This is a genomic window from Klebsiella sp. HMSC16A12 (genome assembly GCF_001808265.1).
GTDB classification, from domain to species: Bacteria; Pseudomonadota; Gammaproteobacteria; order Enterobacterales; family Enterobacteriaceae; genus Klebsiella; species Klebsiella pneumoniae.
Genome location: NZ_KV792625.1, coordinates 75,852 through 91,847 on the forward strand (window position 1 = coordinate 75,852; position 15,996 = coordinate 91,847).

At 54.1% G+C, this 15,996-nt stretch carries 16 protein-coding genes; 9 read left to right on the forward strand and 7 right to left on the reverse strand.

The window, feature by feature from the left end; translation table 11 throughout:
* Nucleotides 1-2 precede the first annotated feature (2 nt).
* The 5 genes from HMPREF3140_RS17315 (at nucleotide 3) to mkrJ (ending at nucleotide 4,766) form a co-directional block, all read left to right on the forward strand.
* Complete coding sequence (locus tag HMPREF3140_RS17315; protein ID WP_002916058.1) at nucleotides 3-1,232, forward strand: amino acid permease; 1,230 nt, start codon at nucleotides 3-5, stop codon at nucleotides 1,230-1,232.
* A gap of 118 nt (nucleotides 1,233-1,350) precedes the next feature.
* Complete coding sequence (locus tag HMPREF3140_RS17320; protein ID WP_032412335.1) at nucleotides 1,351-2,229, forward strand: aldo/keto reductase family oxidoreductase; 879 nt, start codon at nucleotides 1,351-1,353, stop codon at nucleotides 2,227-2,229.
* A 382-nt stretch (nucleotides 2,230-2,611) separates the two neighbouring features.
* Nucleotides 2,612-3,316 (forward strand): transcriptional activator MrkH, encoded by a 705-nt coding sequence (gene mrkH, locus HMPREF3140_RS17325; RefSeq protein ID WP_004152886.1) that lies wholly within the window; start codon nucleotides 2,612-2,614, stop codon nucleotides 3,314-3,316.
* 17 nt (nucleotides 3,317-3,333) lie between these two features.
* Entirely contained in the window at nucleotides 3,334-3,906 is a 573-nt protein-coding gene (gene mrkI / locus HMPREF3140_RS17330; protein WP_074195492.1) for a transcriptional regulator MrkI, read from the forward strand.
* 143 nt (nucleotides 3,907-4,049) lie between these two features.
* Entirely contained in the window at nucleotides 4,050-4,766 is a 717-nt protein-coding gene (mkrJ, locus tag HMPREF3140_RS17335; RefSeq protein WP_004149658.1) for a cyclic-di-GMP phosphodiesterase MrkJ, read from the forward strand.
* Nucleotides 4,767-4,800: 34 nt separating this feature from the next.
* Here the strand turns inward: mkrJ and mrkF are convergent, their stop codons facing one another.
* From mrkF to mrkA, 5 genes are all read right to left on the reverse strand, one after another.
* Complete coding sequence (gene mrkF / locus HMPREF3140_RS17340) at nucleotides 4,801-5,436, reverse strand: type 3 fimbria minor subunit MrkF (RefSeq protein WP_002916122.1); 636 nt, start codon at nucleotides 5,434-5,436, stop codon at nucleotides 4,801-4,803.
* Between the two features lie 13 nt (nucleotides 5,437-5,449).
* On the reverse strand, nucleotides 5,450-6,445 hold the full coding sequence (gene mrkD / locus HMPREF3140_RS17345) for a type 3 fimbria adhesin subunit MrkD (protein WP_004149659.1): 996 nt from the start codon (nucleotides 6,443-6,445) through the stop codon (nucleotides 5,450-5,452).
* The gene (mrkC, locus tag HMPREF3140_RS17350; protein ID WP_023317262.1) at nucleotides 6,436-8,919 is read right to left on the reverse strand and encodes a type 3 fimbria usher protein MrkC; all 2,484 of its coding nucleotides are present in this window, start codon (nucleotides 8,917-8,919) and stop codon (nucleotides 6,436-6,438) included. The genes mrkD and mrkC overlap by 10 nt, the downstream gene beginning before the upstream one ends.
* 11 nt (nucleotides 8,920-8,930) lie before the next feature.
* Entirely contained in the window at nucleotides 8,931-9,632 is a 702-nt protein-coding gene (gene mrkB / locus HMPREF3140_RS17355) for a type 3 fimbria chaperone MrkB (RefSeq protein ID WP_000820818.1), read from the reverse strand.
* Between the two features lie 95 nt (nucleotides 9,633-9,727).
* Nucleotides 9,728-10,336, reverse strand: coding sequence for a type 3 fimbria major subunit MrkA (gene mrkA / locus HMPREF3140_RS17360; RefSeq protein ID WP_002916128.1), 609 nt, complete (start codon nucleotides 10,334-10,336; stop codon nucleotides 9,728-9,730).
* Nucleotides 10,337-11,041: 705 nt separating this feature from the next.
* Here mrkA and HMPREF3140_RS17365 point away from each other — a divergent pair.
* On the forward strand, nucleotides 11,042-11,251 hold the full coding sequence (locus tag HMPREF3140_RS17365; RefSeq protein WP_002916131.1) for a YdgH/BhsA/McbA family protein: 210 nt from the start codon (nucleotides 11,042-11,044) through the stop codon (nucleotides 11,249-11,251).
* Between the two features lie 95 nt (nucleotides 11,252-11,346).
* Here HMPREF3140_RS17365 and HMPREF3140_RS17370 read toward each other — a convergent pair whose 3' ends face one another.
* The gene (locus HMPREF3140_RS17370) at nucleotides 11,347-12,243 is read right to left on the reverse strand and encodes an EamA family transporter (protein ID WP_032412342.1); all 897 of its coding nucleotides are present in this window, start codon (nucleotides 12,241-12,243) and stop codon (nucleotides 11,347-11,349) included.
* An 81-nt stretch (nucleotides 12,244-12,324) separates the two neighbouring features.
* Here HMPREF3140_RS17370 and HMPREF3140_RS17375 point away from each other — a divergent pair, with 81 nt between their 5' ends.
* Entirely contained in the window at nucleotides 12,325-12,831 is a 507-nt protein-coding gene (locus tag HMPREF3140_RS17375; RefSeq protein ID WP_032412344.1) for a MarR family winged helix-turn-helix transcriptional regulator, read from the forward strand.
* On the opposite strand, the gene HMPREF3140_RS17380 is transcribed toward HMPREF3140_RS17375, so the two are convergent.
* The gene (locus tag HMPREF3140_RS17380) at nucleotides 12,828-13,784 is read right to left on the reverse strand and encodes a nickel/cobalt transporter (protein ID WP_004889905.1); all 957 of its coding nucleotides are present in this window, start codon (nucleotides 13,782-13,784) and stop codon (nucleotides 12,828-12,830) included. The genes HMPREF3140_RS17375 and HMPREF3140_RS17380 overlap by 4 nt on opposite strands.
* A gap of 818 nt (nucleotides 13,785-14,602) precedes the next feature.
* Between HMPREF3140_RS17380 and HMPREF3140_RS29565 the strand changes: the two genes are divergently transcribed.
* Both HMPREF3140_RS29565 and fimB read left to right on the forward strand, forming a co-directional pair.
* Nucleotides 14,603-14,851: a hypothetical protein gene (locus HMPREF3140_RS29565; protein ID WP_004144011.1), complete on the forward strand. Its 249-nt coding sequence runs from the start codon at nucleotides 14,603-14,605 to the stop codon at nucleotides 14,849-14,851.
* Nucleotides 14,852-15,001: 150 nt separating this feature from the next.
* Nucleotides 15,002-15,607 (forward strand): type 1 fimbria switch DNA invertase FimB, encoded by a 606-nt coding sequence (fimB, locus tag HMPREF3140_RS17385; RefSeq protein WP_004151951.1) that lies wholly within the window; start codon nucleotides 15,002-15,004, stop codon nucleotides 15,605-15,607.
* The last annotated feature ends 389 nt before the right edge of the window (nucleotides 15,608-15,996 follow it).

Genomic DNA, 15,996 nt, shown 5'->3' on the forward strand with positions numbered 1-15,996 from the left:
TAATGTCTAAAATTTGGTCTAAAGAAGAAACTCTATGGAGTTTTGCCTTATATGGCACTGCAGTAGGCGCTGGGACGCTATTTCTACCGATCCAGCTGGGTTCGGCTGGCGCCATTGTGCTGTTCATCACCGCGCTGGTCGCCTGGCCGCTCACTTACTGGCCCCACAAAGCGCTGAGCCAGTTTATTCTCTCGGCCAATATCGCGCCGGGAACCGGGATCACCGGCGCAGTTAATCACTACTATGGTAAGAAAATTGGCAACCTGATCACCGGCCTCTATTTCCTTGCCTTCTTTGTGGTGGTGCTCATCTACGCCGTGGCCATCACCAACTCGCTGGCCGAACAGGTGGCGCATCGCACGCCGATGACCCCAGGGCTGCGTGCGCTGCTGAGTCTGGGGGTCGTGCTGGTCCTCAACCTGATCTTTCTCATGGGACGGCAGGTCACCATCAAGGTGATGGGCTTTCTGGTCTTCCCGCTTATCGCCTGTTTCCTGTTTCTCTCCCTCTATTTAATCCGCGACTGGCATCCGGAGCATCTCACCAGCCAGATGCAGTTCAGCCCGCAGACGCTCCACCAGGTCTGGATCTCTATTCCCGTGATGGTTTTCGCTTTTAGCCATACGCCGATCATCTCGACTTTTGCTATCGATCAGCAGGAGAAACACGGCGACCTGGCCATGGGTAAATGCAAAAAAATCATGAAGGTGGCCTACACCATCATCTGCGCCAGCGTGCTGTTTTTTGTCTTCAGTTGTCTGCTGGCGATCCCGGCAACCTATATAGAGACCGCCCGCGATCAGGGGGTGACTATCCTCTCCGCCCTGTCGATGGTGCCAGGCGCGCCGGGATGGCTGGCGGTGACCGGCATCATCGTCGCCGTCGTCGCTATGTCGAAATCGTTTCTCGGAACCTACTTCGGAGTGATTGAGGGCGCCAGCGAAATCGTCAAAAGCTCGCTGGGCCTGCTGGGCGTGCGTAAGAGCCGCGCTTTCAACCGCGCGATGTCGATCCTGCTGGTCTCCGCCTTCACTTTTGCGGTGTGCTTTATCAACCCGAATGCGATCTCAATGATCTACGCTATCAGCGGACCGCTTATCGCCATGATCCTGTTTATTATGCCCACGCTGTCGACATGGCTCATTCCGGCGCTGAAGCCGTACCGCTCGGTGGGTAACGCCATTACGCTGGTGGTTGGCCTGCTCTGCGTGTCGGTGATGTTCTTCGGCTAATCCCCTCTGGCGACAGCGGCTGCCTGAGCTGCTGTCGCACATTCTGACAATATTCTCCCCCTTGCCTTCCTTGTGAGCGGATTACACTTACGGCTTAGCCACCGTGAGGAGAGTTCTTATGTCCAGTGTCATCTTATCCGGTCGCGGCACGCTCGGCGATCGCCAGGTCTATCGCTTAGGTTACGGCGCGATGCAGCTGGCCGGCCCCGGTGTTTTCGGCCCGCCCAAAGATCCTGAAGAAGCGGTGCGCGTACTACAGGCCGCCGTCGAGGCCGGGATAAACCATATCGATACCTCTGATTTCTACGGTCCACATGTCACCAATCAGTTGATCCGCAAAGCGCTCCACCCCTACCCTGACGATCTGTGCATTGTCACCAAGGTCAGCGCCCGCCGTGACGAGAAAGGCAACTGGCTACCGGCCATGTCGCCCGCCGAACTGACCCAGGCCGTTGAAGACAATTTGCGTCACCTGGGGCTTGAGGTACTGGAAGTGGTTAATCTGCGCAGTATGCTGAGCCCGCACGGCCCGGTGGAGGGTTCGCTGGAGGCGCCACTCGCCACCCTGCTGGAACTGAAAGAGCGAGGATTAATCCGCCATATCGGCCTCAGCAACGTGACGGCAAAGCAGGTCGCGGATGCGCAGAAAATGACGCCCATCGTCTGCGTGCAAAACCTTTATAACGTTGCCCATCGCGCCGACGACGCGCTGGTGGATGCGCTGGCCGCCCAGCACATCGCCTGGGTGCCCTTTTTCCCGCTGGGCGGTTTTACGCCGTTGCAGGCGCAGGAGCTGAACGAGGTCGCGGCTTCGCTTGAGGCGACGCCGATGCAGGTCGCCCTCGCCTGGCTGCTCCAGCGAGCGCCAAATATTCTGCTGATCCCCGGCACCTCCTCCCGCACGCACCTCGCGGAAAATATTGCCGCTGCCGAGCTGGTCCTGCCCGCGGAAGCGCTGCGCACCCTCGATAATATCGCCACCGCCGCGCGCCGCTGACCTGCCAGACAAAATGGAGGGAACCCTATCCCTCCTCAATATTTGCCTGGAAAAACCTCACCGCTACTGGCACTATAGATCCTACAAATGGGGCGTGATCGACGATCGTTCTCTCATTATCCCCGTTAATTAAACTTAAGTTTTTATCCTTCGACCGGTCTCCAGCTTGGAGGCCGTTGTCGTTTTTGTCATGACCAAAATTCGAAACTCTTGATTACAGGAAATACAATATCAAATTCCAAGTTTATACATATCAATCTGGCTGCAAAGATAGTCAATAACATCAAACGCTCATAAAAACATCTGATTAACCCAATCAGAATGTTGCTATTGCTATAAGAAAAATCAAACGCCTCACGACAACTATTTACAAGGGATGCATATGACAGAGGGAACGATAAAGACCAGTAAGTATGAAATTATTGCTATTTTCAGAGAGGAGTTGCGCAAACGTACTGAAATTGAAATATTTTTTAACAACACCAGTATCATAACCCAACTGACGCGCGTGGACTTTGCCGAGTTTCATATTCAGACCCATCGCAAAATCCCGTCCGGGCATAAAATTCGCTTTCTCCTGCATAGCGATTCAGGGAAAATAGAGTTTAATGCGGCCCTGACAAAACATGACAATAGCGGTGTCGATAAAGGTATCCGCTACGCTTTTTCATTGCCTGAATGCCTGCAGGTAGTGCAGCGTCGCCGCGATCCCCGCTTTCGTTTACGCCATGAGCATGACTTTTATTGCCGCGGCCGCCATAAAAACGGCGAAAACTATCTTTTCGATATCAAAGACATTTCAGATGGCGGTTGCGCATTGATGACCAAAACGCCGAATCTTAAATTTCTCAGCCACAACGCCTTACTGAAAAACGCCGTACTTATGCTTGCAGAATATGGCGAGATCACCATCGACCTGGTGGTCAAAAATGTCATTGTTATCACCCTGGATAACGCTAATGAAGAGAGTGAGAGCTACTATCAGATATCCTGCCAGTTTAAGTTCCGCCATCTCGATGACCAGCGCAGAATAGAGAAGATACTGCTGGACCTGATCTTAGAAGCCAAGCGCAAAAAGAGAATCTGACAACCTTGGACAGTATATTGCTGTACACCAATGACAATCTCATTGGTCACTCAATCTATCACTACCTTATTGATAGCCATGAAAATGCCACCCGTCTGAGTTATGCCGATGTCATCCATGAGAAACATCTGCCACTGGCCCAGACGATTATTTTCAATTTAATTAATAAGGATATTTCTGCCATCAGAATCGTCGATCTGCTGAATGCGCTCCGCCTTTCCCTGCTGCGCTGCCAGCAGCCGGTGCTAATGGTGAAAAGCGACATTGTCGGGCTGTGCAGAGAGTTGATAAACTTTGACAACGCTATGATTATTAGTGAGAAATCTCCGCTAACTCTTTTTTCATCTATCGTCCAGCGCGCCAAAGGCGTCAGCGAACTGCCGCCGCGAGGATTGCGCAAACAGCTTTCACCACGGGAGTGTCAGATCCTCGAACTGCTCATTGCCAACAATAATAATAAGCGTATTGCCGCCCTGCTCGGCATTGCTCATAAAACGGTTCATAGCCACCGCATCCATATCATGCAAAAACTGGGTATTGATAATTCCCACACTATGAATCAGCGTATTGCCGCTCTCCATCAATGCTAAATGTTCTCCCGGTAAATCAGTAGCGGATAAAGCGTACTTATTCGCTGTTGATTTACATTTCCCGCCATTCCCATTAATCATCAGGTAGCCTATAATTAATGTATCCTCTGCCTATTGTCTGACTAACCTCGTGAAGAGGGATAATGAACACTAAAATATTCGAAGACAACATTTTATCTCGTAATGATATCGCTGTACGCTACGTCTTTCAGAAAATGTTTTCCCCACAAGGTACTCTGGTCGCGGTGGAATGCTTAAGCCGCTTTGATAATCTTTCTATTTCCCCCGAAGATTTTTTCCGCCATGCTACCGCCGCCGTTCGTGAACGTATTTTTCTCGAACAACTGGCACTGATTGAAAAGCATAAAGCCTGGTTTTTACGTAACCATATTTCCGCAACAATTAACGTTGATGACCATATCCTGAACCTGTTGCGCCAGAAGGATATAAAAGCCAAAATCGCCGCCCTGACCTGCGTCCATTTCGAGGTAACCGAAAACGCCGAGAATCTGCTGCATAATTCTCTTGCCGCCTGGCAGAGCCCACAGGATACCTCACTGTGGCTCGACGACTTCGGCTCCGGCTACGCGGGAATTAACGCTATTCGCGGTTATCACTTTGACTATGTGAAAATTGATAAGGATTTTTTCTGGCACCTGATGCGCAAAGAGTCCGGCCGCCAGCTGATGGATGCGCTGGTGACCTTTTTATCGCGCAACCATCATAATGTGATTATTGAAGGTGTCGAAAGCGAAGCCCATAAAGAATGGCTGCAGGGAATGGAGTGGTTTGCTATCCAGGGACATTACTGGCGGGAAGTCAGTATTGAACAACTGGTCGCCGATGATATTGCCATGTAAAAAAAGCCGGGAATTCCCGGCTTTTTAACGTCACTTAATTATAAACTAATTCCCACGTTGCCCAGCTGGTAATCGGCCCGCTGGTGGCGCTTTTCGGCGTTGGCGAAACATAGCCAACGTAATAGGTGAACAGGCCGCCGCTGACCGCGCTTTCCTGCAAACGCACCTGATTTTGCTGCGGGTCCGCCGGGACAATTTTATTACTCTTATCCAGCGTATTATTATCGTTAGTCGATAGCGCCAGATAAATATTCTGCGCTCCATCCGGCAAGGTATTGGCCAGATACCCGGCGTTTTCGTTACCGACCGCCGTCAGTAAAAAACCATCGACCCAGCGCACGCTGACCCGACGCACCTCATCCTGCGAGGCTGCCCCACCATCATGGCGCAGCTGGCAGTTTGACAGTGCCAGGGTAAACGGCTGCGGTTTCATAAACGCCCCGGCCCCGCGATCGTGGACTTCCGCCAGGCTGACCGGAGCCAGCCAGACATTACCGCTGCCGGCATGCTGGCCGCCGTTTAGCGCGACGCTACAGGAAATATCCGTCACCCGCCCGGCAAAATCGACCCGCCCGCGATCGTAATTGGTCTCAAAACCCCACGCCGAGGGGGCGGCGAGGCTGCCGCAAAATAGCAGCCACGCGATAGTGTTTTTCGGCAATCCCTTCATTCCCCCTCCCGTATTAATCGTACGTCAGGTTAAAGATCATATGCGACTCCACCTCGCCGGTGCTGGTCGTCGGGCCATACTGATAAAAACGCGCGTGCAGCGGTATGGTGATGTAGCGGGTCTCCTGATTATTCAAGCGGCCGACGGTGTATTTCTTATTAAACTGCAGCGGGGAGCCATCCTTCAGCACCTGGATGCCAATGCCTTTCGCCATCCCGCTGCCGGCTTTTTCATTCAGCAAGGCGCCCATGGTGGCGGTAGTGCTGGTGGCCAGGGTACCGGAGAACGAGGTGCTAATGTTGGCATATCCCGTTTCACTCAGGCCGCCGCTGCACTGCAGGTCGATATTAAAATCCTTCCCGCCGGCGGTGGTGCCGACCCCTTTCAGGTCGGTGCGCCGGATGGAACCCACATCGACATTCATATTTTTCCCGCTCAGCACCGAACAGGAGGGCGAGACCACGGTGATGGCGTTGGCGCTCAGATAGGTTTCGAGGATCGGGTTACCGCCGCTCTCCCAGTCGTAGGAGGTGTACTTACCCGCCGCCAGGGTGCCGCTGCCGGTGGTTGCCGCGGTTTTGATAATCTCCAGCGTAAAGCGCGACCCTTCGAGGGAATAATTGGTGGTGTTATATACCCGGGACGAAAAGACGTCGGGATAGACGATATTTACCGTTGCGCCGCCGCGGCTGAAACGCATGCCGATTCCCGGCACGTTGGTGGAGTAGATTTTATTTCCAAGGTCCGTGGCCCCTGGCGACACGATCTTCGCCGCAAATCGGTTGGTGCCGGAAGTACAGCGATAGCTTGCCCCGCCGGGAGCGCTCATCGTCCAGTCGCGGGTAAGGATCACCGAGCCCACCGGCAGATCCGGGGGCACCACCACCCTGCCCACCACCATGTCCAGCATCACCGTTGGCGATGAGAGACGCGTACAGGAGGCCCAGGACGAGGTGGTTCCCAGCGCCATTAAGACGATAAAAAGCGTTAGTAATTTCCTCAGCGACATACGCTATCCTTTGTTGTTTGCTGTCCCAGATCCACCGAACACTGCCCGCCGCTCCACTTCACAATCGCGCGTTTGGCGTTCGCATCGCTGATAAACATCATGCTGCCCTGGCCGACAACGCCGATCTCCTTGCCGTCGGGGGAGAAAATACTTGCCGCAAACGGCAACGGCTCGTGGTTCGCCTGGCGCGCCTGCAGGGTGAGGTTGTTCTGCACCTTAGTGCCGAACGCGACCTTAACCACGCTGCCTTCCCACGGCACAACCTGCGCCACGGTGCGATCGAAGGCCACGTCGTCATGGCTGCCTTTCGGGTCGATTTCCACGGCGTTAATCCGGTACGGGCGCAGATACGGCAGGATGGCGTAACCATTGCTGTCCACACGGGTGCCCGGCGATCCCGGAAGCATCGCCCCGGCCGCGTCTTTGGCTTCAATCAGGGCCATCGTCGAGCCGCTTTCCGGTGAGAGCACCACGCCGCCGCTGTGGGCGATCATCGTCCCGCTGGCGCCAATGCCGCTCTGACGATAGCCTTCGCCCTGGCTGTAGCTGCCGTTGAGGGTGGTCCATGGCGTACGGTAGCTGCCGTTGAGCGCCACATCATGCTGACCGCCGGTGGCGGTGGTGGTCGACACGCCGTAGTTAAGGTTGTTTTCACTGTCCAGCGAACCGTTGATACCAATCTGCGAGCTGGCAAAGCGCGAGTTATTGAACGAGGTGTTCGACGTCAGGTTGGCGGTGCGGTTATCGCCAAACCACAGCGGGTAGCTGAAGTTGAGTGAAATACGATCGTCGCGACGATGACCGGAGCTGTCTGGCGTATAGACGCGCTGCGCGCTCGCCGACCAGGAGAGACGACCAAATGAATTGTTGTAGCTGACCTGATACTGCTTCTCGGTCCCGGAGCGGTTCCAGTAATCGGAGATACGGCCGCTGAGATAAAACCCGCCCCAGCCGTCCGGCAGGTTCTGGTTCACCGTGAAGGTCATGCCGTTTTTTTGCCGCCACAGGGTGTAGTTGCTGCGACTATTTTTTTCCTGATCGACGGCGTACAGCGCGTCGTTGAGGTTGTAATAACCTTTCGTCGAGTAGCGATACGCCGCCAACACGATGCTGGTCTGGGTATCGGTAAACATGCGGTTAAAGGTCGCGCGATAGCTCTGACCCGAGTCATCATGGGCATCGCTCTTCAACCGCGAATGGGTGACGTCAAAAGAGAGCGCGCCGATGCCGGTGTTCATCCCGGTCCCCACCAGGAAGGCCTGATAGTCGTCAAAACCGGTGACCCCGGTGTAGCCGGTCAACAGATTGTTGATCCCGTGCTGCCAGGTCGCCTGATAGAGCATCGGCTTGTTGCGCAGCGCGCTGTCGTCCACTTTACCGGCGGAGAGCGCGTAGCGGGTCATGCCCGGGCGCAGCAGCTGGGCGACGGAGGCGTAAGGCACGCTAAACACTTCTACCGAGCCATCCGCTTCTTTCACCGAGACCTCAAGATCGCTGCCATAGCCGGAAGGATAGACATCCTGCAGGGTAAACGGTCCGGGCGGAACGGTGGTCTGATAGATAATATTGCTGCCCTGGCGCACGGTGACGAGGGCGTTGCTCTGCGCCACGCCGCGAATTTCCGGAGCATACGAGCGCATGCCGTCCGGGAACATATTGTCATCGGTGGAAAGATTAACCCCGCGCAGACCGATGGTGTCGAAAAATTCACCATTGGTGAAAATCTGCCCGCCGCTGACGATGGAGTTGAGCTGTGGGATAGGGCGCTGGAGATAGGTCTGGTTGCTGTTCCAGTGCGCTTTACCCTGCTGCTGCCAGTTCAGGTTGCCGATGTGCTTCAGCAGCCAGCCGTCCCACGACAGTCCGGCGTTGACGCCCAGATAGGCGCTGCTGTTATCCGACCCGCCCACCGAAGAGGTATGGCTGTTCCAGGCGTTCGCCATCCAGCCAAGATTGAGCGCGGTAATACCTTTGTCCCAGAACTCCGGGCTGACATAGTTTTTCAGGCGTTGATCTTCATAGATCTGCGGTACCGAAATGTTCAACCGCAGGGAGGACTGGACCAGGTTGTCTTTGACGTTTTCTTCGTTGCGCCAGGATTTGAGGCTACCGCAGTAGCCCTCCTGCTCGCTCAGCTGCGGATTGAGCTTTTCCGCCGCGATGCCATATTGGGCCAGCATCGCTTTGGTGTAGCAGACGCCCAGCCGACCATCTTTATCGCGCGCGATGCGTAAATCGTAGCGCCCTTTCCACTCGTCGTTGGTGTAGACGTCAAGGGAGTAAGTGCCTTCGGTAATCGCGCTGGTCGAAAAGCGCGACAGATCGACCTTTTCGCGACTGCCGACAATAAAGCCGTCGTTAAACTGATATACCGTTCCCGGGTTTTCCTGTCCGCTGGAAAATGGCGGAAAGCAGCACAGCGCGATGGCGATCGCGGTGCTTAATCTTCCCGGGCAGAATGACCTCTGCTTCATTAGCTTTTCCCTTATTTAACGGCCACTTTCACTGCGACATCGGCGCCATAGTCATTAATGTTGTTAACGGTCAGGGTTTCGCCGCGGTTGACGGCGGAGGAGAGCGCCACCGTCTGGCTGGACTGCGGCGCCAGCATCACGGTTTTACTGTTCAGGGCTTTACCGCCGTCGCGGGAAATACGGCTGACGGTAATGTAGAACGGCGTCGGGTTGTTGATGGCGAGACTACTGCCGCTGGCGGTCAGGGTCAGCTTCTCGGCCGCCGCATCGCGGTTGCCCAGTCCGGCAGGACGATAAATAAATTTAAAGCGCGAACGGATCGCCAGCTGCAGCACGTTCTGGCCTTCATTTTTCTGATTGGCCACCACCGGCGGAATTTCCAGCAGATTCAGCCACCACAGCGTCTCTTTATCTTTCGCCAGACCGGCGCTGCTGCCGAGCTTAATACGCAGCGTCTGGCCGCTCTTGGCGTCAACGCGCGAAATCGGCGGGGTGATAATAAACGGGGTGGTAATGGTATCCGGTGTGGCATCGGCATCGCCGTTATCCAGCCAGGCCTGCGCCAGCGCCGGACGGTCGGCGTTATTTGAAAGCTGTACCGTTATTTCTTTTTCATTTCCTGGATAAATAAAGCGGGTACCGTTAACAATAATATTGTTGGCATGGGCCGCAAAACTAAAAATGAAACAGAAAAAAAGGGCAATACGCTTCATGCTGACCTCAGAATAAAAATACAAGCGGCGGACATTGCCGCTTTATTATTGTTATTAACTGCCCCATCGCGGGGCAGTTTTATTTTCTGACGGAATTACTGGTAAGTAATTTCGTAAGTCGCGTAGCTGTTAACCACACCGGTGGTTACCGTGGTCGGCGCGCTGGTGGCGTAGCCTACGTAGTAGGTGAAACGCGCGCCATCGGCTACAGCGGAAGCGTCGCCTTTCGCTTTCGGCTGAGTGCTGTCACCCGGGATGATTTTGTTGGTCAGCGCGGTAGCGTTGTCAGTAGACAGCACCAGCTGGATGTTCTGAGCACCGGAAGCTTCGGTGTTCGCCAGGTAGCCCTGTTGTTTGCTGGTTGCGCCAGCCAGCAGGTTACCGCCGGTCCAGTTCACGCCCAGTTTGCTTACGTCATCCTGTTTAGTGCCATCAGCAGCCTGGCAGTTAGAGACGTCAATGGTGAAAGATTTCGGTTTCAGGTAAGTATCCGCTGCTGCCGCTTTAACTTCAGTCAGGGTTACCGGAGACAGGTAAACGTTCGCATCGCTGCCCTGGCCGTTAACGGAAACAGTACAGGATACATCGGTAACTTTACCGAAGAAATTAACCTGGCCGCCGCCAACAGTGGTATCAGCTGCATGGGCAGCAGTCATGCCAAAAAACGCGGTTGCCATTGCTGCAGAGAGAAGAACCTTTTTCATTGCCATTTCCTTGTCAGAGTGAATTACGAATCAATGAGCACACTGTGAATTCGCATAGAACCAGAAACATCAGGCGATGCTGATTTATGCCACTGCTAATAGAATCTTCGACTGACCGGGAGCCGCAATATTTAAGGCGTCAGGTAACGAACCTAAAAATATAAGTTCGCTGGTGCTATCGGCGTCAAAGAATGCTATTTATTCGCCGACAAATATACATTTGTTCACGTTTCATTAAGTTATATAACAGATAACCATCGACTATTAATAAACAGTCATTGATAGATGAAAACGCGAGGGTGGTTGTTTACAGCGCAGCAAGCCTAACGCCAGAGCGAGAGAAAGTGACCGCAACAGCATGCAGAAAAAGCCCTCGGAAGGCCATCGCGATAAGTCTGAATCTGCCTTTGCGGTGGTGAAAACAGCACCAAACCATTCACACAACGAATGATGAAAGCATGAATGAGGCGCATTCCTCTCCCTGAACAAGGGCAGCCCATGTGATCCCCCCTTTCAGAAACAAATCATTAATCCATTGTTTTTAAACTAAAAAATAGATAAACGATCATGTTTACGCCATCAAACCGCCATAAAAATGTGATCTAAATCGCACTTTTTGCCACGCGCGTTATAGTTAGCAGGCTTATTATAAGTCCATCGAAAGCAAACATGCTTTCCACCATAAAAGTTAAAAGGACAAACACCATGAAAAACGTAAAATTACTCGCCGCTGCCGGTATGCTCTCCCTGGTCTCTTTCGCTAGCTTCGCTCATCCGGTGAGCGTGACAGCAGACACCCTGGACAGCGCAGAAGCGAAAATCGCAACCATTGCGAAAGAACAAGGCGCTTCCTATCACATTACCGAAGCGTACACCGGCAACCAGGTCCATATGACCGCCGAGCTGTCTAAATAAGCGAATGGTTGCAGAGGGAGCTGCCGGACAGGCCGCCTGCGGGTGGCTGGTCTGGCTCCCGCCGCCCACCCCGCACGCAGCAATGTCGAGCCCCGTTACGGGGCTTTTTTCGTTTTTGCTCCCGCCGCCTGACGCGCCAGCGCGCGCTGGATAGACAGCACGCTCGCCAGCACCACGATCAATCCCATCAGCGCCATCCCCTGGATCTTTTGTCCGAGGAATATCCATCCCAGTACCACGGCGGTCACCGGGCTCAGCAGACTCATCGCCGACACGGCCACCGGTGAGAGGCGGCCAATCCCCCGAAACCACAGGCCATAGGCCAGCATGGCGCCCGCCAGGCACAGCCACAGATAGCCGGCCGCCTGCAGCACTGTTACCTGATGCAAAGGAGGGTCAACGATCAGCGCCACCGGGGCCAGCACCACCCCACCGATCGTCAGCTGCCAGCCGGTCAGCGCGACGATCGGCAGGGAGAGCGCCCAGCGCCGGGAGAGCCAGGTGCCCAGCGCCATACTGATCGCCCCGAGAAACGCCGCGCCGATGCCCAGCGGGTCGAGGACGGTGTGCGGCGACAGCAGCAGCATGGCCATACCGAGTATGCCGGCGATGGCGGAGAACACCGCCAGCCAGGGCGAGCGCTGCCGGTCGACGCACCAGGCGAGGAGCATCACCAGCAGCGGCTGGATCGCGCCGATCACTGCCGCCAGCCCGCCGGGTAAGCGATAGGCGGCGATAAACAACAGCGCCTGAAACGCGCCGATATTTAAGATGCCGGTAACGATCAGCTTTGCCCATTCGCCGCGCTGCGGAAAACGACGGCTCCAGATCAGCAGGGCGATACCTGCCGGCAGCACCCTCAGCAGCGCAGCAATAAATGGGCGGTCAGGAGGAAGAAACTGGGAGGTGACGATGTAGGTCGTCCCCCAGATAGCGGACGCCAGCGCGGTGAGCAGCAGGTCGAGAATCAGATTACGTGAGAGAAAAGCCATGATTTTATCTTCACTTCAAGGTAAATTAGTGAGTGAAGTATGTACCGCCAAGTATCTTGATATCAAGACAAGTGAGCACTAATGGACAAATCACCGCCGATCGACGCCGTGGATCGCATCCTCGCCCAGTGGCAGCGGGAGCGGCCAGACCTCGACTGCAGCCCCATGGGGCCGATAGGTCGCCTGAAACGATGCGCTATGCTGCTGGAGCCGCAGGTGGAAGTGGCCTTTACGCGCCACGATCTGGTGCGCTGGGAGTTTGACATGCTGGCGACGCTGCGGCGCGCCGGAGCGCCTTTCGTACTTTCGCCCACCCAGCTCTTCTCCACGCTGATGATTACCTCCGGCACCATGACCCATCGTCTGAAGGCGCTGGAGAAACGCAGGTTTATTACCCGCCTGCCCAATCCGGAGGATGCCCGCAGTATGCTGGTCGCCCTGACTTCCGCCGGACGCGAACGGATCGATGCCGCAGTGGAAACCCACGTTGACAACGAACGGCAACTGCTGGCAGGACTCAGTGACGGTGAACGCCAGCAGTTGGATCAGGCGCTGCGGGTGTTGATGCGACTGCTGGAAACGGGCTAACAGCCAGCGGCGATAAAGTCGCCGTTGGCGCTGATCGGCACCACGCTGAAAAACAATCCCACGGCAAAGAGGATCAGCGCCAGACCGCCGAGGATCTTCATCAGCGGAACCAGCCAGGGCCGCGGGCGGTGATTCGTGGCCAATCGTTTGACCGTCCGATGGCGCGCATAGTGAACCAGTAGCGACAGACCGAGGATCGAGAGCGCGGTGCCCAGCGCCATGCTCATCACCGCGGCGATGCCCCAGCTAACAATCCCCAACGCATTGGCGAATAATAAAATCATGATCGCCCCGCTACAGGGCCGAACGCCGATAGCCAGCACCACGCCAAGGCGCGTCTTCCAGTCAGCGCCCTGCAGATCCTGCCCCACGCCGTGATGGCCGCAGCCGCACGAGGCGTCATGCTGATGCGCTGGCGTCAGACGGCGAATCACCTGTTTTGTCGGCCACAGGCTTTGCAGAGCGCGAAAGATAACATAAGCCCCAAAGACGCCGATGGTCAGGGCGCTGATCTTCTCGACGTACCAGCGGCTGGCGCTAAGATCGCCGGCGGCCAGATTCAGCCCCACCGCAAGAATAAAGACGAAGAGTATCGCAGTGACGCCCTGCAACAGGCTGCCGAGAAAGGGCACCACCCGCGCCGCCGTCAGGCTCTCCTGATTGGTGCTCAGGTAGGTCGTCACGATAAATTTACCGTGTCCCGGTCCGACGGCGTGCAGCACGCCATAGAGAAAGGCCCCCACCAGCAGCCAGATACCGCCGCTGTACTGATGGTTATTCAGCAACAGAAGGTACATCACCAGATAGCGATGCAGGGTAATTTGGGTGGCGAGACACCACTGGAGAAAGTCACCCCAGTGGCTGTGCAAGGTGATAGCGGCGGCCAGCAGTAGAAGGCCGCCGCACCCGGCCGCCAGCAGGCGCCAGTCGCGGAGCGCAATCGGAGTCGTCATCGTTATACCATTGTAGTAAACGTAAACCGCCTGACAGCAACTTTACGACAGGCGAGCGAAGGCGTCAGCGCTGAAGGGTGAGGAATTTGTCGAAGCTGTTCACGGGATTGTTCGTAGTCACCAGGCTCCGCATTATCTACCGATCGCTATCTTCCCGACACCGTATTAGCGCAGAATGCCTCAATATCTTGAGCATACCACAGCTATATCTTTTTATGCGTTATTGGTTACCAATACCTTTTAACAGGAATAATTACTCAAAAAATCACAGATAAAAATAAATAACTTATTTCTTGGCGAGCATTTTTTGTCAGTTATTATGCTGCGTTTCCGGCAAGAATATTCTTTAACTGCTATTTATTGTACTCTTCAGCAGGATCACTTCCATGAAAAGAGGCTTACTTACCCTGGTTACTGCTGCCATCGCTTTCCGTACAGGCCACCTGGCGCAGCGACAAGCGCCAGGAGGCACGTGACAAAAAGTGGTGAACCGGCAGGCTTCGGCGTATCCTGGATGTGAGTCCTTCCCGCGCCGAAGCGAGTATTCCAACCCGCCGCCAGACCGTGTCGCAATACTTACCTGTCCTCTACTACCTCCCATTGATATCTTCCTGTATACGTTGACCGTGAGGAGTTTTCATCTCATTCAACCGCATGTACCAGATTAAGCTTACCCGTTGAAATACGGCGTAATGTGCTCTATTACAGACAATGCTATTATCACCAGGCTTTTTGCAGTATGGTTTAATCACTGTTGTAGTTTTGCAGTGAATGCTATCCAGACGACTTAAGGTTGTATTTTGTCTGAGAAATTTCTCATGCCATTCCCGAAGGTTGTCGGCGAGGGAGGCTGGTTTACAGGGGTGACATTGCCCAGTAGACAGGCAATCAATCATGACGGCATTGATAGCCGCCTTGCCGTGGCCGGAAGCCCAAGCCTTCATCATCATGCGGGTATCATCAAGAGGATCAGGGATGTACAGGACGTGGAAACCCCCAGGAAAGATTCATCAGTTCAGCCAGCTCACCCTTTCTTTACCCTTCAGATCGCGGCCTCTTATCGTTAGCAATGGAGCTAGCCCATGATACCGCTCGCGCTCGTAGCAAATTAAAACGTTATCACCACGCTGTTTCAAAATAAAAAGGCAGTCAAATTTAACAATGACCTGACGCAGGCTCGGAAAACCAAAAATATGCCTGCAATAAAAGGGAAAACCATGACGAATAACGCCGACATAAAAAAAAGGAACTTCCTGACTCAGAATGAAATTGAGTCTTTACTTAAAGCGGCCGATACCGGTCCTTATGCTGCACGTAATTATTGCCTGACGTTACTGTGCTTCATCCATGGTCTGCGCGCCAGCGAGATCTGTCGTCTACGAATATCGGATATCGACCTTGCTGCCCGATGTGTTTACATCCATCGGCTTAAAAAAGGGTTTTCGACTACCCACCCGTTGCTGGATAAAGAGATCTACGCCCTAAAGCGCTGGCTGGCCATTCGCAGCAGCTGGCCGCAGGCCGCCAGCGAATGGCTGTTTCTCTCCCGCAAAGGTAATCCCCTTTCCCGCCAACAGTTTTATCAGATTATCGCGTCCTCAGGGGGACTGGCGGGGCTGCCACTGGAGATCCACCCGCACATGCTGCGGCACTCCTGTGGCTTTGCGTTGGCGAATATGGGGATCGATACCCGCTTGATACAGGATTATCTCGGGCATCGCAATATCCGCCACACCGTCTGGTATACCGCCAGCAATGCGGGACGCTTCTATGGCATCTGGGACAATCCCCGTGACAAACAGCGATCGTCGCTGATCCAATAGCCTTGACGCCATGGATGGCGTTGTATCGCGAGCGGTCGACAAATTAAAATATTCATGATTATTAACCCTGCGTTAATTAGGATTACTGTTCCCACAAGTTCTTATTTAATCCTTATTACTGAGAGTTAATATAACCCTGCGTTTACTCAGGAATTAGACTGGGTATTTATTGGTGGGAAAAATTTCCGCGGCTGTGTTTTTAATAACGGCTGGTAGGTAATGCTGTCAACCTGTTGATGACTATTTTAATCTGTAGTCATTCAATCCTTGTAACATCAGGATGATCCTGGTGTCAGTGAAAATACGAAATCAACACGTTGGTATCATTACCCAGCTGGTAGTGAAAAATATCCTTTCATTTTATATACCTGGCGGCAACCCGCACAGAT